Origin of the sequence: Polynucleobacter sp. UK-Mo-2m-Kol15, assembly GCF_018881505.1 — a bacterium.
In the GTDB taxonomy this organism is placed as follows: domain Bacteria; phylum Pseudomonadota; class Gammaproteobacteria; order Burkholderiales; family Burkholderiaceae; genus Polynucleobacter.
Window position 1 is genome coordinate 883,315 of the sequence record NZ_JACVQC010000001.1, and the last position, 21,334, is coordinate 904,648.

Genomic DNA, 21,334 nt, shown 5'->3' on the forward strand with positions numbered 1-21,334 from the left:
CCCTGGTGGGTGGCGTTAGACTGTTACGTACTACAAAATGGTGGAGTCGGCGGGAATCGAACCCGCGTCCGCAAATCCTCTACAACAAGTTCTACATACTTAGTCATATCATTTAATTTAGCTAGCTAGTCACAGACTGACATGTTCCACGCTGGCGATTCACTAGGTTTTCGAACCATTCCCCGTGACATGAAATGATCTTATCTCTTGTAAATGACCCTGATCTAGCTTGCGCTAGCTGACCCAAGAGAGAATCAGTTCAGGGGCAACCGCAATTAAGCGGCTAGTGCGAAACGTTCGTCGTTTGCAGTTATTACATTCCCATTGATTTACGAGATAACGGGTCCTCGGTATGCCCTTGATGCTTTGTAATCCACGTCGAAACCATGTCGACCCCGGAGTTCATGCATTGGAAGTTCTATTTTAAGGCTCTTACCCCTAAATTGCTTGTTATCTTTTTATACCCTACTGCGGGAAGATGATTTCTAATAATTCTTTTGGGTGACGCACTAGATAGTCTGCCCCCCAGGCTTCAGGAGGCTCTTCACACCCACAGTAACCATAAGCTGCCGCAATCGTCTTCATGCCGGCTGCTTTACCTGCAACGATGTCCCTAAGGTCATCGCCAACGTATACCGAACTGCTTGGATCAATATTGGCAAGTCTGGCGGCATGCAAGATGGGCTCTGGATGTGGTTTAGCGTGAGGAGTGGTATCACCTGAGACTGTGGAGACTGCTCGTTGGCGCAATCCCATTAAATCAGTAAGAGGTTTAGTGAAGCGTTCACTTTTATTGGTCACAATGCCCCAGGGAAGCTTTGCAGCATCCAATTGATTCAGGACGTGATCGATGCCCTCAAAAAGTACGCTGTCAACTAGTAAGGCTTTTTCATAGTTTTCGAAGAATTCATCTCGTAGAGGAATAAAGTCTGGGTGATCGGTATTGATTCCAAATGCACCAGCAATCAGTCCACGAGCTCCGGCAGAGGCGCGAGGTCGCAAGATTTCGTAATGCTTCGGCAAGAGATTTCTAGCGATCAGTAGTTGATTAGCGGCCGCTACAAGGTCTGGAGCTGTATCAGCAAGGGTGCCATCTAGATCAAAAAAGACGCCCTTATAGGGGCTTACTAACCGGTTAGTCATTTACGTACGGCAATCATGTAATTCACATCGACATCATCACCAAGGCTATAGACCTGAGTGATGGGGTTGTAGCTCATCCCCTTCATACCAAGCATTTCTAGGCCGGCTTGGCGTGTATATGCCACTAATTCAGATGGTTTGATGAATTTTGCATATTCGTGCGTACCTTTAGGAAGTAGTCGCAAGATATATTCAGCGCCAATAATGGCAAATAAGTAGGACTTGGGATTACGATTCAAAGTACTGAAAAAGAGTGTACCGCCTGGTTTACAGAGTTTTGCACAGGCCAGGACTACAGAAGAGGGGTCTGGGACATGCTCTAACATCTCCATGCAGGTTACAACATCGTATTGACCAGGCTCTTCTTCGGCTAGCGCTTCAGCCGATATGGAGCGGTATTTGAGCTTGACCCCCACTTCGAGGGCGTGTAATTCAGCGACTTTTAGGGCTTTTTCAGATAAATCGATGCCACAGGTATCAGCACCAGACTGGGCAATGGACTCCGCCAAAATGCCGCCGCCACACCCTATATCCACCACTTTCTTGCCTTGGAGATCAACAAACGACTTGATCCAATTAAGGCGTAAAGGGTTGATGGCATGCAAAGGCTTGAATTCGCTGTGGGGATCCCACCAGCGATGGGCTAGGGCGCTAAATTTAGCGATTTCAGATTGATCGACGTTCATGGTAATAAGTGCACAAAAGGCACGTTGAGATAAATGAACTACGAATATAGCGGAAATAAAAAAGCCCGGCAGAACCGGGCTTTTTTACAAGTAAAGAGAATTACTTAGCAGTTGTACCGACAACTTCGATGTCTGTACGACGGTTTTTAGCGCGGCCTTCAGCAGTTGCATTGCTTGCAACTGGATTGCTCTTGCCTTTTGACTCTGTATAAACACGGCTACCGTCAACACCTTTGCTTACCAAGTAAGCTTTAACGGACTGAGCACGACGCTGACCGAGAGCCATGTTGTAAGCATCACTACCAACGCTATCAGTATTACCAACAGCAATAATGACTTCTAATTTGATCTTGCCTAAGTCTCTAGCGATTTTGTCTAGAGTAGCTTTACCTTCTGGCTTCAATGTTGCTTTGTCGAAGTCATAGAGTGTGTCAGCTTGCAAAGTGATCTTGCTTTGGCTTACACCAGCAGCAGGAGCAGCAGGTTTTTTAGCAGCAGCTGCAGGTTTAGGGGCTAACCAGCCGTCACAATCCTTAGCGGCAGTTGCAGGAGTCCAGTTGCTATCACGCCAGCACAATGTGCCGTCGCCATTTTTCCAGGCTAAACCATTTGAGTTGACCCAATTGTCAACGTTTTGAGCGGAAGTTGCAGTTGCAGCAACAGTAATTACGCCAGCAAGTACCAGTTTTAGGGTTTTGTTCATTTTTAGTCCTCAAAAATCTCTTTTTTAATTAAAGTCAAACTTAAATGTAATTCGCCCTACTTTGAAGCAAAAAACCGCAAAGCGACACATCTCAATTTCGTACAAACTGACAGAATCTTAGCATAGGGGCTATCAGTCATCAAAATGATATTATTTCTAAATGGAACAAGCCGCTAAAGAAACACTACCAATATCCCTAGAAGACGAAATGCGGCGGTCCTATTTGGACTACGCAATGAGCGTCATCGTTGGCAGAGCCCTGCCAGACGTGCGTGACGGTCTTAAACCGGTTCATCGTCGGGTCTTATTTGCGATGTATGAATTAAACAACGATTGGAACCGTGCTTACAAAAAATCTGCCCGTATAGTTGGCGATGTGATTGGTAAATACCATCCACATGGCGATTCTGCGGTGTATGACACCATTGTTCGCATGGCCCAGGACTTCTCACTGCGCTATATGCTGGTTGACGGGCAGGGTAACTTTGGTTCCGTAGACGGTGATAATGCTGCCGCAATGCGTTACACCGAGATCCGCCTTCGCAAGATCGCCCATGAGCTTTTGGCTGATTTGGACAAGGAAACAGTGGATTTCGGGCCAAATTACGACGGTAGCGAGAAAGAACCCTTAATTCTTCCTGCAAAAGTGCCTAATTTGCTGATCAATGGCAGTTCAGGCATTGCTGTGGGTATGGCAACCAACATCCCTCCGCACAACCTGGATGAAGTGGTTACAGCCTGCTTACATGTGCTCCACAACCCAGAATGCACCATTGACGAGCTCATTGAGATCATTCCTGCGCCAGATTTCCCAACGGCCGGCATTATCTATGGCGTTCAAGGGGTCCGTGAGGGCTATCGCACTGGCCGTGGCCGTGTGGTGATGCGTGCCAAGACCCACTTCGAGGACCTTGATAAGGGCGCCCGTCAAGCCATCATCGTTGATGAATTGCCATATCAAGTCAATAAAAAGAACTTGCTTGAGCGGATTGCTGAGCTAGTCAATGAGAAAAAAGTAGAGGGCATCTCTGATCTGCGTGATGAATCTGACAAGTCAGGTATGCGCGTAGTCATTGAATTGAAGCGTGGTGAAGTGCCTGAAGTTGTTCTAAACAATTTGTACAAGAGCACACAACTTCAAGATAACTTCGGTATGAATATGGTGGCTCTGGTAGATAACCAGCCGCGCCTGTTGAACCTGAAGCAAATGCTTGAGTACTTCTTGCAGCATCGTCGTGAGGTAGTTACGCGTCGAACGATTTTTGAATTACGCAAGGCGCGTGAACGAGGTCATGTCTTAGAAGGTTTAGCGGTTGCTTTGGCAAATATCGATGATTTTATTGCCATCATTAAAGCAGCAGCAAACCCAGTCGTTGCTAAGCAAGAATTAATGAGCAAGGCATGGGACTCTTCGATGGTGCGCGAGATGTTAGCGCGTGCTGAGACGGATACCCCGGGTGGTCGAAACGCTTATCGCCCTGAAGGTTTGTTGCCTGAATACGGCATGCAAACAACTGGGCTCTATCGCCTATCTGATAGCCAAGCGCAAGAAATTTTGCAGATGCGTTTGCAACGCTTGACTGGTCTTGAGCAAGATAAGATTGTGAATGAGTACAAAGATGTGATGGCGGAGATTTCTGATTTGCTTGACTTACTTGCTAAGCCAGAGCGGGTCACTCAGGTCATTGAATCTGAATTAAAAGAAGTTCAAGCAGAGTTTGGTATTGCTGGTGGTGACTCTGGCCGTCGTTCATTCATTGAGATGAATGCGACCGAGTTATTCACGGAAGATTTGATCACTCCGCAAGATATGGTGGTCACGCTTTCTAATACTGGTTACATGAAGAGTCAGCCTCTGAGTGAATACCGTGCGCAGAAACGTGGTGGTCGCGGCAAACAGGCTACAGCAACAAAGAATGAGGATTGGATCGAAACACTCTTCGTTGCCAATACGCATGACATCATTCTGTGTTTCTCTGATCGTGGTCGTATGTACTGGCTTAAGGTGTGGGAGGTTCCGCAAGGAAGTCGTAACTCACGCGGCAAGCCAATTGTTAATATGTTCCCGCTGATTGAAGGCGAAAAGATCACTGTGATTCTTCCCATTAAGGGCTATCAGGATGATCATTATGTCTTTATGGCAACCAGCTTGGGCACCGTCAAGAAGACGCGTTTGTCTGATTTCTCTAATCCACGCAAAGCCGGAATTATCGCTGTTGATTTGAATGAGAATGACTTCTTAGTTGGCGCAGCGATCACTGATGGTCAGCATGATGTGATGTTGTTTTCTGATGCTGGTAAAGCAGTGCGTTTTGATGAAAATGACGTTCGTCCAATGGGTCGTACAGCACGCGGTGTGCGTGGTATGAACTTAGGTGAAGGTCATCAAGTCATCGCGATGTTAGTTGCTCCAGCGGAGGCTGCTGAAGGTGCTCAAGCGGTTATTGTTGACGCAAATGGTCAGACTATTCCAAATAGTGTGTTAACTGCTACAGAAAATGGTTTTGGTAAGCGCACTCCAATTGGTGAATACACTCGCCATGGTCGTGGTACGAAAGGCATGATTGCAATTCAGACGACTGAGCGTAACGGTAAAGTTGTTGCTGCAGCACTAGTATCTCCTGAAGATCAAATCATGTTGATTACTACTGGCGGTATCTTGGTGCGCACTCGTGTTTCTGAGATTCGCGAGATGGGGCGCGCAACGCAAGGTGTTACTTTGATCAATGTTGACGAAGGCACTCGTTTATCTGGCTTACAGCGGATCGCTGAAGGCGATTCAGATGATGAAGGCGAGTTCGATGATGGTGAAGCGGGAGATGTTTCTGCTGATCCAGCACTTGATTCCAATTCTGATGAAGCTGGCGATGCCTAATTGGCATTTTTACAAGGTTAATTAATCCATCATGACGTTTGACCGCCGCATTTTCAATTTCGCTGCGGGTCCTGCCGCAGTTCCTGAGGAGGTACTCAAGCAGGCTGCTGCAGAGATGTTGAATTGGCAGGGGCTCGGCACTAGTGTGATGGAAATTAGTCACCGCAGTAAAGAGTTTATGGCGGTTTACGAAGAGGTGTTGCACGATTTGCGCACCTTGATGAATATCCCTGAGTCTTACGAGATTCTTTTGCTGCAAGGCGGCGGCCTTGGTCAGAATGCGGCTATTCCAATGAATTTAATGGGCCTTGCTAAGAACGGACCTAAAGCAGATTTCTTGGTTACGGGTATTTGGTCAGAAAAGTCCTTTAAGGAAGCTGATAAATATGGTGTTGTGCATCTAGCAGCATCCTCCGCAGCAGAAAAATTTAATACGATTCCAGCAAGATCAACTTGGCAACTATCAGGTGATGCCGCTTATGTACATTACTGCGCCAATGAAACGATTGGTGGCGTAGAGTTTCCAGATGTTCCGGATGTTGGAAATATTCCCTTGGTTGCCGATATCTCTAGCAATATTCTTTCTAAAGAGATTGATGTAAGTAAGTGCGGCGTTTGGTTTGGTGGCGCACAAAAAAATATTGCCCCGTCTGGTGTAACGATTGTGATCGTACGAAAGGATCTGATGGGTCACAGCATGAAGATCACCCCGTCAATTTGGGATTGGGCTAAGCAAGCTGCCAATCAATCGATGATTAATACGCCCCCAACATTTTCCATTTATATGGCTGGTCTTGGCTTTAAGTGGTTGCTAAAGCAGGGTGGTGTTAAGGCTATTGAGAGGTGTAATCAAGAAAAATCCGATTTGCTCTATAACTTCTTGGATCAAAGCAGCTTGTATGAGAATCGCGTCACCAAAGAATATCGTTCCAGAATGAATGTCACCTTTTTCTTGAAGGATGAGAATTTAAACGCCCAGTTTCTTGAGCAATCCAATGCAGCTGGCTTAGTCGCCTTGCGTGGTCATAAGGCGGCTGGCGGTATGCGCGCCAGTATTTACAACGCAATGCCACTCGAAGGTGTCAAGGCCTTGGTGGAATTTATGCGTGACTTTGAAAGGCGTGCCTAATGAGCTCCAAAGACCAGAGTACTGAAGAAGAGCGCCTAGCGCCAATACGCGAGAAGATTGACGCGCTTGATGCACAGATCTTAGATTTACTGAGCCAGCGCGCAAAAGCAGCTCAAGAAGTTGGCCATATCAAAGGTGGTTTTTCATCGCCGGTATTTAGGCCAGAGCGTGAGCGTCAAGTCGTTGCGCGTCTGCAAGATCTCAGCAAAGGCCCGCTACTGCCTGACGGTATCGCGGCAATTTGGCGTGAGGTGATGTCCGCTTGCCGCGCTTTAGAAGCTCGTCAGACGATAGCTTATCTTGGGCCGGCAGGAACATTTTCAGAGCAAGCAGCCCAAACCTATTTTGGTCACTCGATTGCTGGCTTACCTTGTAATAGTCTTGACGAAGTATTTAATGCAGTAGAGAAGGGCGCGGCACAGTTTGGCGTTGTCCCTGTAGAAAACTCTAGTGAGGGTGCCATTTCAAGAACCTTAGATTTGCTCTTGGATTCTCCAATGCGCATTAGTGGCGAAGTAGTTCTGCCAATTCGCCATCACCTGCTAAGCAAGAGCGGCAACTTAGATGGTGTGACTACGGTTTGCGCTCACGCCCAAGCATTAGCTCAATGCCAGCAATGGTTGAGTATGAATGCACCGCATTTAAAGCGTCAGGCAGTCAGTAGTAATGCTGAGGCTGCTCGGATGGCATCCCTTGATCCAAGCTTAGTTGCTATTGCGGGCGACCCTGCGCAAGAGGCTTATGGCCTTCAGGCAGTTGCTGCACAGATTCAGGATGATCCCCATAACCGTACGCGCTTTGTGGTGGTCGGTACTTACGAGTGCCAACCAACTGGTAAAGATCAAACATCTTTGGTGCTATCTGTTGATAACCAACCAGGGGCTGTACATCGCTTATTGGAACCCTTGGCTAGGCATGGCGTTTCTATGAATCGCTTTGAGTCTCGTCCAGCCCGTAAGGGAACTTGGGAGTATCACTTCTATATCGACGTTGCTGGTCATTCTGAAGATACGGAGGTGGCTAAAGCTTTAGCTGAATTAAAAACGACTGCTGCCTTTTATAAAAATCTCGGCTCATATCCCCATTCAATATGACATCTCAATCTAATATCGGTTTAAAGCATATTCATGCCATAGCGCCATATGTTGGTGGGCGACCTATCAGTGAGGTTGCTCGTGAATATGGGTTGGATGAGAGCAAGATTGTGAAACTCGCTTCCAATGAAAATCCATTAGGTATGCCAAAGTCAGCGCAAGATGCGATGTTAAAGGCGGCAACAGACTTAGGTCGTTACCCAGACTCCAATGGTTTTGAATTAAAGAATGTATTGTCAGCACGCTTAGATGTTCCATCTGACTGGATTACTTTAGGCAACGGTAGTAATGATATTTTGGAGTTGGCTGCTCGTGCTGTAGCACAAGCTGGCGATGAAATCATTTTTTCTAAACATGCGTTTGCTGTTTATCCACTAGCTACTCAAGCAGTTGGCGCTAAAGCAATTGAAGTGACTGCTACTGACGTATATGGTCACGACTTACCTGCGATGTTGCAAGCTGTGAAGGCTGGAGGTGATCTAGCTAAGCTCGTATTTGTAGCTAATCCTAATAACCCTACTGGGAGTTACCTAAGCGCTAAAGAGATTGAAGATTTCTTGATGGCTGTGCCTACCCATGTAGTGGTGGTATTGGATGAGGCTTATAACGAGTATCTCACTCCAGAGCAACGCTATGACGCAATTGCTTGGGTAAAGCGTTTCCCGAATATGATTTTGTCTCGCAGTTTTTCAAAGGCCTACGGCTTAGCGGGCTTACGGATTGGTTATGGCGTGGCTCAGCCCGCCTTAACCGATTTGCTGAATCGCATTCGTCAACCATTTAATGTCAACAGCCTTGCTCAGGCTGCGGCTGTTGCAGCTTTTCAGGACTCTGCGTTCTTACAACAGGGTTTTGAAGTAAATCTTGCTGGCTATGCTCAATTAACTCAAGCCTTTGATTCGCTTGGGCTGACTTATTTGCCTTCAGCTGGAAACTTTGTGCTGGTGAAGGTGGGTGATGATGATGGCGCTGGGGCTCGAATTAATTTAGCCCTACTCAAGCGAGGCATTATTGTTCGCCCTGTTGGAAATTATGGCTTGCCACAATGGTTGCGTATTTCAATTGGTCTACCTGAAGAGAATGCTGCTTTTATCAGTGCGCTTAAAGATATTTTGGCGCAGCAGTAATCGATCAGTACATAGGTAAACTCAATAAGCCAATGGCCATCATTAACCCATCCAGTAATTACGGCACTGTCACTATTGTTGGTGTCGGCTTGATTGGCGCTTCGCTAGGCTTGGCGTTAAAAAAAGCAGGTGTGGTAACTAGAGTATTGGGTGTTGGTCGGAGTGCAGCAAACTTAGATCAAGCACTCAGGATGGGTGCGATTGATGTCGTAGTCGATTTAGTCGAGGCAGCAAAACAATCTGATGTGATTGTTTTTTGTGTACCTGTGGCCCAGATGCGTACCGCCTTTGAAATCATTGAGCCGCACTTAGAGCCTACTACTATGTTGACTGATGCTGGTAGCACTAAGGGTGATGTGATTTTGGCTGCAAAGGAAGTATTGGGTAAAAAAGCCTGCCAGTTTGTGCCAGCCCATCCTATCGCGGGTGGCGCACAACATGGCGCTAGCGCTGCAAAGTCGGACTTGTTTGAGGGTCGGCAAACGATTCTTTGTCCACTGCAAGAAAATTCATCCCAAGATACGGATCTCATTGAAGGCTTTTGGCAATCTGTAGGCTCTGTCGTCAAAAAGATCTCTTGTGTGCAGCATGATGCGATTTACGCAGCAGTTTCTCATTTGCCGCATATTCTGTCTTATGCATTAATGGCGAGTGTTGTGAACTCAGAAGATGCCGACCAGAAACTCAGACATGTGGGTGCAGGTTTTAAAGATTTCACGCGTATTGCTGCTTCTAGCCCCGAGATGTGGCGCGACATTTGCTTGGGTAATCGCACTGCGGTTCTGAAAGAGCTCGATCAATATCTGCTTATCGTTAATCATATGCGTCAATTAATTTCTGATAATGATGGTGCCGGCTTAGAAAAATTATTCAATAAAGCAAGTAAGGCACGTCAAGACTTGGATGCGCTTTGATGAGTGGCTTACCCGACATCAAGATTGGACCATTCAAGAGAGCGCAAGGCTCGATTGTCTTGCCAGGATCTAAAAGTATTTCTAATCGCGCTTTATTGCTAGCTGCCTTATCTTCAGGCACAACAACGCTTAAAAATTTACTAGATGCGGATGACACTCAGGTGATGCGTAAGGCGCTTCGTGATTTGGGTTTATCGGTAAGCGATCAAGCAGACAACATTTGTGTAGTTGAAGGTTGCGGTGGTAAGTTCCCAGTACAAAACGCAGATCTCTTTATGGGTAATGCGGGCACGGCTATTCGTCCGCTGACTGCAGCCCTTGCAATGCAAGGTGGGAACTATCGTTTATCTGGCGTACCCCGCATGCATGAGAGGCCTATTCGGGATTTGGTCGATGGTCTTCGTCAAGTTGGCGCACAGATTGATTACGAATTACAGGAGGGTTATCCCCCGATCCAGATTATTGCAGCTGATATTGCAATCAAAGATGTCGTGAAAGTGCGTGGTGATGTTTCTAGTCAGTTCCTGACCTCTTTATTGATGGCATTGCCATTAGTAGCGAAGGATCCTGTCAAGATTGAAGTCATCGGTGAACTTATTTCTCGTCCTTATATCGATATCACACTAAAGCTCATGGCACGCTTTGGTGTCAACGTAGCTTGTCCTGATGCGCAGTCGTTTGTGATTCCTGCTAAAACCAGGGATGCGGTATATCAGAGCCCTGGCGTCTTGTTGGTTGAGGGTGATGCATCTTCTGCTTCCTACTTCTTAGCGCTGGGCGCGATTGGTGGTGGACCGCTGCGAGTGTTAGGTGTTGGTAGCGAAAGTATTCAGGGTGACGTAGCTTTTGCAGATGCGCTGGCATTAATGGGGGCAAGGATTTCTTCGGGCGAGGATTGGATCGAGGTTACTGGCGTGAAGAATCCAAATGGCAAGCTCAATGGCATTACGATTGACTGCACAGAAATTCCAGATGCAGCAATGACTTTGGCGCTTGCTGCTTTATTTGCGGAAGGTCCTACGCGCTTAAACAATATTGCTAGTTGGCGAGTAAAAGAAACTGATCGTATTGCAGCAATGGCAAAAGAGTTAAAAAAAGTTGGCGCCATGGTTGAGGAGGGTACTGATTACATCGTAGTTCACGCTCCTCAGTCACTATCAGACTGGAAGTCACCAAGTGAAGGTATTGATACTTATGATGACCATCGCATGGCGATGTGTTTTTCATTGGCTGCATATGGCCCGAACGCACTGCTGATCAATGATCCAAATTGCGTTGCTAAAACCTTTCCCACCTACTTTGCTGAGTTTGCAAAGATTGCCACTTAGAAGCTACTTTTGAAGAACTTGCCTCCAGTCATTGCGATTGATGGTCCTACCGCCTCTGGTAAAGGGACGGTTGCCTCCTTAGTCGCAGAAAAGCTGGGTTTTCATTATCTCGATAGCGGTGCGCTATATCGACTCGTTGCCTTGGCTAGCCAAAATGCATCTGTTGATCCACAAAATGGCCCAGAACTAGGTATTTTGGCTAAAAAACTGGCTATTTCCTTCAAAAATGGCCAAATTTTGCTCAATTCTGAAGATGTGACTGAGGCTATTCGTAAAGAAAATATTGGTTTGCGAGCTTCTGTAATTGCATTGCATCCAGAGGTCAGAGAGGCTTTAATGAGTGTTCAGCATAGTTTTCGGGTTGCCCCCGGCTTGGTTGCTGATGGCCGGGATATGGCAAGCGTGATATTTCCAGAGGCAGTTTTAAAGGTTTTCCTTACCGCGACAGCTGAAGCTAGGGCCGAACGCAGGTATAAGCAATTGATAGCTAAGGGAATTTCTGCTAAACTAGAAAACTTGCTGCATGATTTGCAAGAGCGCGATGCCAGAGACAGTAGTCGAGGCGCAGCTCCTTTGCTGGTCGCAGACGGCGCCAAAGTGCTAGAAACATCGGAATTATCGATAGATCAAGCGGTTAAGACGGTTTTGGATTGGTATCAATCAAAAGCAGCTTAGTTTTGGGTGGGCAGTAAAAAGTAGTAGAAGTTGTTTTGGCGTCTTAAGAAACTCTACAACGCGATTATCTAATTTAGCGTGTTTCTTAGGGCTTTTTTAACCTAACCCGTCAGGTCTACTGGCGGCACAAAGTGAATACATAAATGTCTGAATCATTTGCAGAACTATTTGAAGAATCATTAACCCGATCGAATATGAAGACTGGCCAAGTTATTTCGGCTGAAGTCCTTCGCATCGACCATAACTTCGTCGTTGTTAACGCTGGATTGAAATCTGAAGCGTTTATTCCTGTTGAAGAATTCCATAACGACGCTGGCGAGATTGAGGTAGCTCCTGGCGATTTCGTTTCTGTTGCTATTGACGCTCTTGAGAACGGTTATGGCGACACAATCCTTTCCCGTGATAAAGCGAAGCGCTTGGCATCATGGATGAACTTAGAAAAAGCCCTCGAGCAAGCTGAAATCGTTACCGGTACTGTTACTGGTAAGGTTAAAGGCGGCTTGACTGTCATGGTGAACGGTATCCGCGCATTCTTGCCTGGATCGCTCGTTGACACACGCCCAATTAAAGACACCAGCCCTTACGAAGGTAAGACGATGGAGTTTAAGGTTATCAAGCTTGACCGTAAGCGTAACAACGTAGTGTTGTCACGTCGTGCTGTTGTTGAAGCTAGCCAAGGTGAAGAGCGCGCGAAGTTGATGTCTAACCTTAAAGAAGGTAGCGTTGTTCAAGGTATCGTTAAGAACATCACTGACTACGGCGCATTCGTGGATCTCGGTGGTATCGATGGCCTCTTGCATATTACTGACTTAGCATGGCGTCGTGTGCGTCACCCAAGTGAGATGTTGACTGTTGGTCAAGAAGTGACCGCGAAGATTTTGAAGTTCGATCAAGAGAAGAATCGTGTTTCACTTGGCGTTAAACAGCTTGGCGATGATCCATGGGTTGGTATCGCACGTCGTTACCCCCCAAACACCCGTTTATTCGGTAAGGTAACTAATCTGACTGACTACGGCGCATTCGTAGAAATTGAATCTGGTATCGAAGGTTTGGTACACGTTTCTGAAATGGACTGGACTAACAAGAACGTTGCTCCAAGTAAAGCTACTGCATTAGGCACTGAAGTTGAAGTAATGGTTTTGGATATTGATGAAGACAAGCGTCGTATCAGCCTGGGTATTAAGCAGTGCAAAGCTAATCCATGGGAAGAGTTCTCACGTGGCCAACAAAAAGGTGACAAGCTGACTGGCGCAATTAAGTCTATTACTGATTTTGGTGTGTTCATTGGTTTGCCTGGCGGTATCGATGGTTTGGTTCACCTCTCAGACATTTCTTGGAATGAGCCAGGAGAAGAGGCTGTTAAGAAATACAAAAAGGGCGATGAAGTTGAAGCTACTGTATTGGCCATTGATGTTGAGAAAGAGCGCATCTCTCTCGGTATCAAGCAATTGTCTGGTGACCCATTCAACAACTACACATCTGTAAGCGACAAGGGCAGCCTTGTTACTGGCACTGTGAAAGCGGTTGATGCTAAGGGTGCAACCATTCACTTGGCTGATGAAGTTGAGGCTTACTTACGTGCTTCTGAGATCTCAACAGATCGCGTTGAAGATGCACGTAACGTATTGAAAGAGGGCGACACTGTGACTGCAATGATCATCAACATTGATCGTAAGTCACGTGCCATCAATCTTTCAATCAAAGCTAAAGATAGCTCTGACCAACAAGATGCGATGAGCAAGCTCCAAGGGGATGCGCAGTCTGGCACAACCAATTTGGGTGCTTTGTTAAAAGCAAAAATGGACAATCAAGGCTAAATCAATATCGCCGCCTTCCATTAGGGGGGTGGCGGTTTTTTATTGATAGATCATGTCAGATCAAGAGCAACAAGCAATTACTCGCTCCGAACTCGTTGAGAGCTTGGCGGAACAGTTCCCCCAACTTTTACCTAGGGATGTGGAGTTGGCGGTAAAAACATTGTTAGACACCATGACTCATGCTTTAGCTGAAGGCAAGCGGATTGAGTTGCGCGGTGTTGGTAGCTTTGTTTTGCATCACCGTCCTGCGCGCACTGGTCGTAACCCTAAATCTGGTGAGAAGGTATTGATCCCAGAAAAACGGGTACCCCATTTCAAGCCTGGCAAAGAGTTGCGTGAGCGCGTTGATTACAAGCCTCTGAAGCAGGTGAACCCCAAAGAGGGTTCTGGTGCCTAGTAAGCTAGCGCATATCCAGCGGTCCATTCGGACCATTTTTTTATTTAAGTTCTGGATCTCATGATTCAGATTGCAACCTCGTGGCTACTATTACTACCAGCTATGTTTGGTATTGGTTGGTTGGCTTCGCGCTGGGATCTGCGCCTTGAGAATCGTATGGATGAGCGTGAGCGTATGCGTCAGCAGCGTTCAACATTCAAAGGATTAAGCCTTCTATTAAATGAGCAACCAGATCAAGCCATTGAAACCTTGGTCAAGATTGCGCAGCTTGATCCCGAAACAATTGAACTACATTTTGCCTTAGGTAACTTATTCCGTCGGCGCGGTGAAACTGAGCGTGCAATTCGAGTTCACCAGCATCTGGCTAATCGTGATGACTTAAAGCCGCGTGATCGCGATCATGCTGCTTATGAATTAGGCCGTGACTTTTTACGTGCAGGTTTATTAGATCGTGCCGAAGCATCATTAAATCGTGTTGGTGAAGGTAAGTTTGCAGCCCCGGCAAAAGAGAGTTTGCTTGAGATGTATCAGATAGAGCGAGACTGGAAGAAGGCCATTATTGCAGCTAGTGAACTCGAGGGCTTACAAGGAAAATCGCATCATACGGAGATTGCGCAGTTTCATTGTGAGATTGGCCAAGAAGCATTACGTCGTAAGGATTTACCAGAGGTCGAGCAATCAGTTCAATTGGCATTGCAGGTGGTTCCGCATCATGCGCGTGCGCTAATTTTGCAGGGCGATTATTTAATTGCCATGGATCGACCGGCTCAGGCAATCGAGGTATGGGCTGTAATTGCGCAAACCCACCCTGCTTATATGCATCTTCTTGCAGATCGCTGGATGGCGGCGCACACTGCTTTAAATAAGGCGGATGCAGGTTTAAGTGCGCTTTGTGATTTATTAAAAACCCAAGCTTCTGGTGAATTACTAGATATTGTTCAAAAGCACATGAGCAAAATTCGTGGCCCGCAAGCTGCTGAAGTCATGTTGGTCGAGGTCATGCAGCAATCGCCCAGTTTAAGTGCTCTCTCGAAGCTGGCAGAGACCCGTTTGGCTTTGGCTGAGAGTAACGGTACACCAGAGCGAATATCTGATTTACAGGCAACATTCAGCTTATTAAAGCAGCGCACTATAAGTTTGGCTCGCTATACCTGTGGTAATTGTGGTTTCCGAGCGAGACGTTTTTACTGGCAGTGCCCGGGCTGTAATCACTGGGAGGCTTATTCCCCAAGGCGTAGCGAGGGAGCAGTCCCGAGTGGCCCTTCGATGTAATTGAATTAATTAAATCGTCAATAAAAGTGTGTTTAATGTCGATATTGAAATGAATATGAAATTGGAGTCACTTTGAAAGTCACCATCATTGGAAGTGGATATGTTGGACTTGTTACCGGCGCTTGCTTGGCAGAGCAGGGTAATAATGTCTTTTGCCTAGACCTTGATTCTAAAAAAATTGAGATTCTCAATTCTGGCGGTGTGCCGATCTATGAGCCAGGTCTAAAAGAGATGATCGAGCGTAATCGCATGGCGGGCCGTTTGCAGTTCTCGACTGATATTGCCGCTTCTGTTGCTCATGGCGATATTCAATTTATTGCTGTAGGCACTCCACCAGACGAAGATGGTTCTGCTGATCTTCAGTATGTTGTAGCAGCCGCTCGTAACATTGGTCGTCATATGACAACACCTAAGGTGATCGTCGATAAATCGACTGTGCCAGTCGGTACTGCGGATAAAGTGGGGGCCGCAATTACTGAAGAATTAAATAAAAGAAGTCTCTCTCCTGAACTCTGTTCTGTAGTCTCCAACCCCGAGTTCCTTAAAGAAGGCGCAGCCGTAGAAGACTTTATGCGCCCCGATCGTATTGTGATTGGTACGCAAAGTACTCCAGCCGGTCTTCGAGCTAAAGAGCAAATGCGCAAACTCTACGCCCCCTTTAATCGTCACCATGAGCGTACCTATTACATGGATGTCAAAAGTGCTGAACTGACTAAATACGCGGCTAATGCGATGTTGGCTACCCGGATCTCTTTTATGAATGAGTTAGCTAATTTAGCCGACTTAGTTGGTGCTGACATTGAGGCAGTGCGCCAAGGAATTGGATCAGACTCCCGTATTGGCTATGGCTTTTTATACTCTGGTACGGGGTATGGAGGCTCTTGCTTTCCAAAGGATGTTTCTGCTTTATCTAAAACCGCCATTGAGCATGGTCGCGACCTTAAAATTTTGGATGCAGTTGAGGCTGTGAATGAAGCTCAAAAATATATCTTGGTAGAAAAGATTGAAAAGCGCTTTGGTGCTGACTTGAAGGGCATGAAGTTTGCTTTGTGGGGCTTAGCCTTTAAACCGAACACGGACGACATGCGCGAAGCACCCAGTCGAGTAATTATTCAGGAGCTAGTCAAGCGTGGCGCCCAGATAGTGGCTTATGACCCAGTAGCCATGCCTGAGGCCCAGCATTGCTTAGATGTGGATTTCAAAGGTAATCCAGCAGGTCTCAAGCAAGTGACCCTAGTAGATGATCCGATGGTCGCTACTCAAAATGCGGATGCCTTAGTCATTGTGACTGAGTGGAAAGCCTTCCGCAGTCCTGATTTTGACCTCCTGAAGGCCAAACTCAAGAACCCCATTATCTTTGATGGCCGAAATCTTTATGAGCCACAGTCTATGCAAGAATTGGGTATTGAGTACCAGGGTATTGGACGTCATAATTAATTGGAAGTAAAAAAGAATCTATTAGAGAGATTAGTTACATAGTGGAAAAAGCTAACCGAGAACAATTTTCTAAAGCCCGCTTATTAGTGGTAGGCGATGTCATGCTCGATCGCTATTGGTTTGGTGATACAAATCGGATTTCTCCTGAGGCTCCTGTACCAGTCGTGCAGGTGGGTAAGATTGATGAGCGTTTAGGGGGCGCCGCTAACGTGGCACGCAATGTAGCAGCTCTCGGTGCAAAGACAACAATCTTAGGTGTGATTGGTGATGATGAGTCGGGCCGTCGCGTTACCGAGTTGTTGAAGTCAAGTGGCGTCGATAGCCAACTAGAAATCGATAGCAAGGTTCCGACTACCGTGAAATTGCGTGTGATTGCTAGGCAACAACAATTGATTCGCTTGGATTTTGAAGAGGCACCCAGTGAAGCTGCATTAGCCCATAAGTTGGAGCGTTATGAAAGGCTTGTGGGTAAAGCTGATGTAGTGATTTTGTCTGACTATGGTAAAGGTGCATTGGGTCAAGTTGCTTTGATGATTGAGCAAGCGCGCGCTCAAAAGAAAATGATTTTGGTTGACCCTAAGGGTGACGACTATGCTAAATATCGTGGTGCCACTGTACTTACCCCAAACCGCAGCGAGCTACGTCAAGTGGTTGGTCAGTGGAGTAGTGAAGAGGATCTCACGAGAAGAGCGCAAGACCTCAGAAAATCCCTTCATCTCGAGGCGCTTCTTCTGACTCGATCTGAGGAGGGTATGAGTTTATTCACTGAGGCAGGCGTCAGTCACGTTAAGGCTCAGGCACGCGAAGTATTTGATGTATCTGGTGCAGGTGACACTGTGATTGGCACGCTTGCAGTGGCATTGGCTGCTGGTTGGCCGCTTGAAAGAGCGATGGCCTTAGCTAATCGGGCTGGTGGTATTGTGGTTGGTAAGCTAGGAACAGCCACCGTAACTTCTGAGGAATTGCAATGACCATTATCGTGACCGGCGCTGCAGGCTTTATTGGTGCCAATATTGTTCAGGCGCTCAATGCGCGTGGAGAAAAACATATTATTGCAGTGGACGATTTGCGCCCCGCTGATAAGTATCGTAATTTAGCCGACTTAGATATCATTGACTACCTTGATAAAGATGAGTTCTTAGGCGCATTTAGAAGTGGTCGCTTTGGCAAGGTGAGGGCAGTGTTTCATGAGGGGGCTTGCTCCGATACGATGGAAACTGATGGCATCTTCATGATGGCGAATAATTTCCGTTACACCATGGACTTGCTGGATATTTGTACTGAACAAAAAGTACAGTTGCTCTATGCGTCTTCAGCGGCAACCTATGGTGGTTCTAATGTATTTGTAGAGAGTCGTGAGCATGAGAAGCCATTGAATATTTATGGTTACTCTAAGTTTCTATTTGATCAAGTGATGCGTAAGCGCTTTGCTGAAAAAGCCAATACTGCACAAGTTGTGGGCTTTAGGTATTTCAATGTCTACGGCCCACGGGAGTCGCATAAAGGTCGCATGGCTTCTGTAGCTTTTCACCAATATCACCAATACAAATCAAGTGGCAAAGTAAAGCTCTTTGGCGAGTATGGTGGTTATGGTGCTGGTGAGCAAAGTCGTGACTTTGTCTCAGTTGAGGATGTAGTTAAAGTAAATCTTTATTTTTTAGATCACCCAGAAATCAGTGGCATTTTTAATCTCGGTAGTGGTCGTGCGCAACCGTTTAATGATGTTGCTCATGCGGTAGCAAACGCTATGCGCCAAATCGATCAAGCCAATCCTGCTAGCTTAGAGGAATTAGTTAAAGAAAAAGCCATCGAGTACATCCCCTTTCCGGATGCACTTAAAGGTAAATATCAGTGCTTTACACAAGCGGATTTAACTAAGCTGCGTGCCGCTGGATATTCAGAGCCCTTTCTCAATGTGGAGCAGGGTGTCAGCCGTTATATTGCATGGCTATCAGCCAATACAGATTTCTTGGCAAGTCCTCTCTAGACTTTCAAAAGCAGTCAACCAACTGAACTTCTATTCGTTGTAATTGATCCACTTGCACTTGTGTAGGTGGATTTTTTATTAACCGATGGAGATTAAATGAATCAATTATTAAAGTCTTTTGTATTTTCAGCATTAGTAGCTATCTCTGCTGTAGCTGCAGCTTCACCAGTCAATGTTAATACTGCAACCCAGTCTGAGTTAGAAAGTATTAAGGGTATTGGACCGTCTAAAGCGAAAACAATTATTGCTGAGCGTTTGGATGGCGGGCATTTTCAGGATGCTAATGATCTACAAAAGCGCGTTCGCGGCATTGGTATGAAATCCGTAGAAAAGATGGTGGATAACGGCTTAACCATTGAGGCACCCAGCTCTTTTCGTGAGCCCCACGGCAGGACTAATAAAGAGGCTTCCAAAGCTAGCAGACGTGGTTCGCGTGGTCAAAGTGGTTCGCGCCATCATTCGGATCGTGCAGAGCCAAGTCGCCGAAATTAACCCCTTTTACGTCTAGCCTAGCTTATGGCTAAAATGGTTTCATGAGCACACCTTCTTACTTAACTATTTCGCAGACCGTGGGTAATACACCCCTGGTTCGTTTGCAACGCATTCCCGGCATAGAAAACGACTCTAGAAATAATCTGATCTTAGGGAAGTTAGAGGGTAATAACCCGGCAGGGTCGGTGAAAGACCGGCCTGCTTTATCGATGATCCTGCGTGCACAAGAGCGTGGCGAAATCAAACCTGGGGATACTCTGATTGAAGCTACCAGTGGTAATACTGGTATTGCTTTAGCGATGACTGCTGCGATGTTGGGTTACAAGATGGTTTTAGTGATGCCTGAAAACCAAAGCATCGAACGTCGTCAAAGTATGGCTGCTTATGGTGCCGAGCTCATTTTGACGGCAGCTTCCGGTGGCATGGAGTTTGCACGTGACTATGCCTTGCAATTACAGAAGGAGGGTCGTGGTAGATTATTAGACCAATTTGCAAATCTGGATAATCCGCGTGCTCATATAGAGACTACGGGACCAGAAATCTGGCGTGATACTGATGGTCAAGTTACGCACTTTGTTTCTTCAATGGGCACTACCGGAACAATTACCGGGGTCTCCACCTATTTGAAATCGATGAATCCGAATATCCAAATTATTGGCGCGCAACCAGAGGAAGGTTCGCAGATTCCGGGTATTCGTAAGTGGGCCCCAGAGTACCTGCCGAAGATTTACCAAGGCGATAGAGTTGATCAAATTGAATACGTGAGCCAAGCAGATGCTGAAGAAATGGCGCGACGACTTGCTGCTCAAGAAGGGATCTTTTGCGGAATTTCTGCTGGAGGTGCTTTAGTGGTTGCATTGCGAATCGCTCGCCAAGTTGAAAATGCAACGATCGTCTTTATTGTCTGTGACCGTGGCGATCGCTATCTCTCTACTGGCGTTTTTCCAGCGTAAGGTATTCCGTCTGAGGTGTATTAGGTCTACTTTTGCTTTTTCTTGCTAGCAAGCTTCTTTGGTTTAGACACTTCACCTGGCTTTACTTCTGACTTTGGTTTGCTTACGGTGGTAGGCACTGCGCTTTGGTTTTTGTATCCTAGCGCTTCTGCAAACTCAGCAACGCTTTGTGCGTAAAAGTAACTACGGTTGTACTGCACAATCGACAGGAAATTATTTAATCCTACGACGTAACGAACTTGATCATTGCCATCTTTATCAGGATAGGGAAGATCAACAATCAGGGCTCTACTTTGCGGCTCAACGCCACCTGACTGGAGATCACCTTGCTCTTTGCTCAAAATCCCTTTTGCAATGAGCTCTTGAATGGAGTATTTGAGTTGTGGCTCACCATCAGCTAAAGCTCTAGCCTCACTCATGGCTCCTTCCTGCACGGGGAAGTAAATCGGCATTCCAGGCTGCCAGCCATGCTTTCTCATAAAATTAGCCACGCTAGCAATGGCATCTTTCGGACTTTGCCTCAGATCGATGTGCCCATTCCCATCACCATCCACCGCAAAGCTACGAATACTGCTGGGCATGAACTGGGGAAGGCCAATGGCGCCTGCATAAGAGCTATTTTGATTGAGGCAGGTATTAAAGCGCGTTATGTTCAGTCCTTCGGTGCTGTTTTTCGCAGGCAAAGTTCCGCCTCCCTCGGCCCAACACATTAGGATGAGTTCTTGAAGTTGATCTTTAAATAACTGCTCTCTGCTGGCTTTATTGGGTGTCTCCGGATAGCTGAAGGCTAGTGTAAAAAGGACATCCTTTGCTCGGAAATTTCCAGTTTGACGGCCGTAGATAGTTTCAATGCCAATGATGGACACAATCACCTCGGCCGGAACCCCTGACTCCTGCTCAGTTTTACTCAGGAATGCCTGATTTTGTAGCCAAAAGGCCTTACCAGCCTTAAGGCGAACTGGTTCAATAAAGCGCTTGCGATAGGCTACCCAATTCTTTTTAAAACTACCCGATGGCGGTAATACCAATTTGCGTATCGAGGGAATCGTTTTAACATCTGCGAAGCCTAATTCAATGCTTGCCTGAGGGATTTCCTGGGCTTGGGCAATCTGGCTGATTAACTGATTGAAATTTTGGCTGGAACGGACTTCTGTCGCGGTATCCTCAGACTGGTTTACGATAGTCTCTGTAGGGCTAGCCTGGCTAGCCTGCTGAAGCTGAGTGGTAGAGCAAGCGCCCAGCAGTAGCATGATTACAAGTATTGAGGCCAGGTGGGAGACGCGAAAATTCATGGATAAGAAGATG

The 21,334-nt window shown here is 46.5% G+C and carries 18 protein-coding genes, 1 other RNA gene and 1 pseudogene; 15 read left to right on the top strand and 5 right to left on the bottom strand.

From position 1 onward, the window contains the following. Positions 1-38: 38 nt before the first annotated feature. From ssrA to ompA, 4 genes are all read right to left on the bottom strand, one after another. Positions 39-397: a transfer-messenger RNA gene (gene ssrA / locus ICN43_RS04665) on the bottom strand. A gap of 68 nt (positions 398-465) precedes the next feature. Continuing rightward, on the bottom strand, positions 466-1,143 hold the full coding sequence (locus ICN43_RS04670; RefSeq protein ID WP_216197438.1) for an HAD family hydrolase: 678 nt from the start codon (positions 1,141-1,143) through the stop codon (positions 466-468). After that, positions 1,140-1,829, bottom strand: coding sequence for a bifunctional 2-polyprenyl-6-hydroxyphenol methylase/3-demethylubiquinol 3-O-methyltransferase UbiG (ubiG, locus tag ICN43_RS04675; RefSeq protein WP_216197439.1), 690 nt, complete (start codon positions 1,827-1,829; stop codon positions 1,140-1,142). Before ubiG ends, ICN43_RS04670 begins: the two co-directional genes overlap by 4 nt. Before the next feature lie 100 nt (positions 1,830-1,929). After that, positions 1,930-2,532 carry an outer membrane protein OmpA gene (gene ompA / locus ICN43_RS04680; RefSeq protein WP_216197440.1) on the bottom strand — a complete coding sequence of 201 codons (603 nt, stop codon included), beginning with the start codon at positions 2,530-2,532 and terminating at the stop codon, positions 1,930-1,932. 160 nt (positions 2,533-2,692) lie between these two features. Here ompA and gyrA point away from each other — a divergent pair, with 160 nt between their 5' ends. From gyrA to cysM, 15 genes and pseudogenes are all read left to right on the top strand, one after another. Beyond that, the gene (gyrA, locus tag ICN43_RS04685; RefSeq protein WP_216197441.1) at positions 2,693-5,407 is read left to right on the top strand and encodes a DNA gyrase subunit A; all 2,715 of its coding nucleotides are present in this window, start codon (positions 2,693-2,695) and stop codon (positions 5,405-5,407) included. A gap of 31 nt (positions 5,408-5,438) precedes the next feature. Continuing rightward, positions 5,439-6,536: a 3-phosphoserine/phosphohydroxythreonine transaminase gene (serC, locus tag ICN43_RS04690; RefSeq protein ID WP_216197442.1), complete on the top strand. Its 1,098-nt coding sequence runs from the start codon at positions 5,439-5,441 to the stop codon at positions 6,534-6,536. After that, positions 6,536-7,630: a prephenate dehydratase gene (gene pheA, locus ICN43_RS04695; RefSeq protein ID WP_216197443.1), complete on the top strand. Its 1,095-nt coding sequence runs from the start codon at positions 6,536-6,538 to the stop codon at positions 7,628-7,630. Before serC ends, pheA begins: the two co-directional genes overlap by 1 nt. After that, complete coding sequence (hisC, locus tag ICN43_RS04700; protein WP_216197444.1) at positions 7,627-8,757, top strand: histidinol-phosphate transaminase; 1,131 nt, start codon at positions 7,627-7,629, stop codon at positions 8,755-8,757. The genes pheA and hisC overlap by 4 nt, the downstream gene beginning before the upstream one ends. 32 nt (positions 8,758-8,789) lie before the next feature. Continuing rightward, positions 8,790-9,671 (top strand): prephenate dehydrogenase/arogenate dehydrogenase family protein, encoded by an 882-nt coding sequence (locus ICN43_RS04705; RefSeq protein WP_216197445.1) that lies wholly within the window; start codon positions 8,790-8,792, stop codon positions 9,669-9,671. After that, on the top strand, positions 9,671-10,999 hold the full coding sequence (aroA, locus tag ICN43_RS04710) for a 3-phosphoshikimate 1-carboxyvinyltransferase (protein WP_216197446.1): 1,329 nt from the start codon (positions 9,671-9,673) through the stop codon (positions 10,997-10,999). The genes ICN43_RS04705 and aroA overlap by 1 nt, the downstream gene beginning before the upstream one ends. A 9-nt stretch (positions 11,000-11,008) precedes the next feature. Continuing rightward, positions 11,009-11,674 carry a (d)CMP kinase gene (gene cmk / locus ICN43_RS04715; RefSeq protein ID WP_216197447.1) on the top strand — a complete coding sequence of 222 codons (666 nt, stop codon included), beginning with the start codon at positions 11,009-11,011 and terminating at the stop codon, positions 11,672-11,674. A gap of 143 nt (positions 11,675-11,817) precedes the next feature. Then, on the top strand, positions 11,818-13,491 hold the full coding sequence (gene rpsA, locus ICN43_RS04720; protein ID WP_216197448.1) for a 30S ribosomal protein S1: 1,674 nt from the start codon (positions 11,818-11,820) through the stop codon (positions 13,489-13,491). 52 nt (positions 13,492-13,543) lie between these two features. Beyond that, positions 13,544-13,840, top strand: a pseudogene (locus ICN43_RS04725) (integration host factor subunit beta); the annotation flags it as partial. A 108-nt stretch (positions 13,841-13,948) separates the two neighbouring features. Next, complete coding sequence (gene lapB, locus ICN43_RS04730) at positions 13,949-15,160, top strand: lipopolysaccharide assembly protein LapB (protein ID WP_216197450.1); 1,212 nt, start codon at positions 13,949-13,951, stop codon at positions 15,158-15,160. A gap of 72 nt (positions 15,161-15,232) precedes the next feature. Next, positions 15,233-16,597 (top strand): UDP-glucose/GDP-mannose dehydrogenase family protein, encoded by a 1,365-nt coding sequence (locus ICN43_RS04735; RefSeq protein ID WP_216197451.1) that lies wholly within the window; start codon positions 15,233-15,235, stop codon positions 16,595-16,597. A 41-nt stretch (positions 16,598-16,638) separates the two neighbouring features. Continuing rightward, positions 16,639-17,568, top strand: a complete 930-nt coding sequence (gene rfaE1, locus ICN43_RS04740) for a D-glycero-beta-D-manno-heptose-7-phosphate kinase (protein WP_216197452.1) — start codon at positions 16,639-16,641, stop codon at positions 17,566-17,568. Beyond that, positions 17,565-18,584 (top strand): ADP-glyceromanno-heptose 6-epimerase, encoded by a 1,020-nt coding sequence (gene rfaD / locus ICN43_RS04745; protein ID WP_216197453.1) that lies wholly within the window; start codon positions 17,565-17,567, stop codon positions 18,582-18,584. The genes rfaE1 and rfaD overlap by 4 nt, the downstream gene beginning before the upstream one ends. 96 nt (positions 18,585-18,680) lie before the next feature. Then, positions 18,681-19,076, top strand: a complete 396-nt coding sequence (locus ICN43_RS04750) for a helix-hairpin-helix domain-containing protein (RefSeq protein WP_216197454.1) — start codon at positions 18,681-18,683, stop codon at positions 19,074-19,076. Between the two features lie 41 nt (positions 19,077-19,117). Continuing rightward, a complete protein-coding gene (gene cysM, locus ICN43_RS04755) occupies positions 19,118-20,029 on the top strand; it encodes a cysteine synthase CysM (RefSeq protein ID WP_216197455.1) in 912 nt (303 codons plus the stop codon). A gap of 26 nt (positions 20,030-20,055) precedes the next feature. Here the strand turns inward: cysM and ICN43_RS04760 are convergent, their stop codons facing one another. Then, positions 20,056-21,321 (bottom strand): lytic transglycosylase domain-containing protein, encoded by a 1,266-nt coding sequence (locus tag ICN43_RS04760; RefSeq protein ID WP_216197456.1) that lies wholly within the window; start codon positions 21,319-21,321, stop codon positions 20,056-20,058. Between the last annotated feature and the right edge of the window lie 13 nt (positions 21,322-21,334).

Bases quoted from the DNA above. Each gene is read 5' to 3' on its own strand.
- aroA (WP_216197446.1), top strand. From the start codon at position 9,671: ATGAGTGGCTTACCCGACATCAAGATTGGACCATTCAAGAGAGCGCAA.
- pheA (WP_216197443.1), top strand. From the start codon at position 6,536: ATGAGCTCCAAAGACCAGAGTACTGAAGAAGAGCGCCTAGCGCCAATA.
- serC (WP_216197442.1), top strand. From the start codon at position 5,439: ATGACGTTTGACCGCCGCATTTTCAATTTCGCTGCGGGTCCTGCCGCA.
- cysM (WP_216197455.1), top strand. From the start codon at position 19,118: ATGAGCACACCTTCTTACTTAACTATTTCGCAGACCGTGGGTAATACA.
- rpsA (WP_216197448.1), top strand. From the start codon at position 11,818: ATGTCTGAATCATTTGCAGAACTATTTGAAGAATCATTAACCCGATCG.
- ubiG (WP_216197439.1), bottom strand. From the start codon at position 1,829: ATGAACGTCGATCAATCTGAAATCGCTAAATTTAGCGCCCTAGCCCAT.
- ICN43_RS04760 (WP_216197456.1), bottom strand. From the start codon at position 21,321: ATGAATTTTCGCGTCTCCCACCTGGCCTCAATACTTGTAATCATGCTA.
- ICN43_RS04750 (WP_216197454.1), top strand. From the start codon at position 18,681: ATGAATCAATTATTAAAGTCTTTTGTATTTTCAGCATTAGTAGCTATC.
- ICN43_RS04670 (WP_216197438.1), bottom strand. From the start codon at position 1,143: ATGACTAACCGGTTAGTAAGCCCCTATAAGGGCGTCTTTTTTGATCTA.
- hisC (WP_216197444.1), top strand. From the start codon at position 7,627: ATGACATCTCAATCTAATATCGGTTTAAAGCATATTCATGCCATAGCG.
- gyrA (WP_216197441.1), top strand. From the start codon at position 2,693: ATGGAACAAGCCGCTAAAGAAACACTACCAATATCCCTAGAAGACGAA.
- ICN43_RS04705 (WP_216197445.1), top strand. From the start codon at position 8,790: ATGGCCATCATTAACCCATCCAGTAATTACGGCACTGTCACTATTGTT.
- rfaD (WP_216197453.1), top strand. From the start codon at position 17,565: ATGACCATTATCGTGACCGGCGCTGCAGGCTTTATTGGTGCCAATATT.
- lapB (WP_216197450.1), top strand. From the start codon at position 13,949: ATGATTCAGATTGCAACCTCGTGGCTACTATTACTACCAGCTATGTTT.
- ompA (WP_216197440.1), bottom strand. From the start codon at position 2,532: ATGAACAAAACCCTAAAACTGGTACTTGCTGGCGTAATTACTGTTGCT.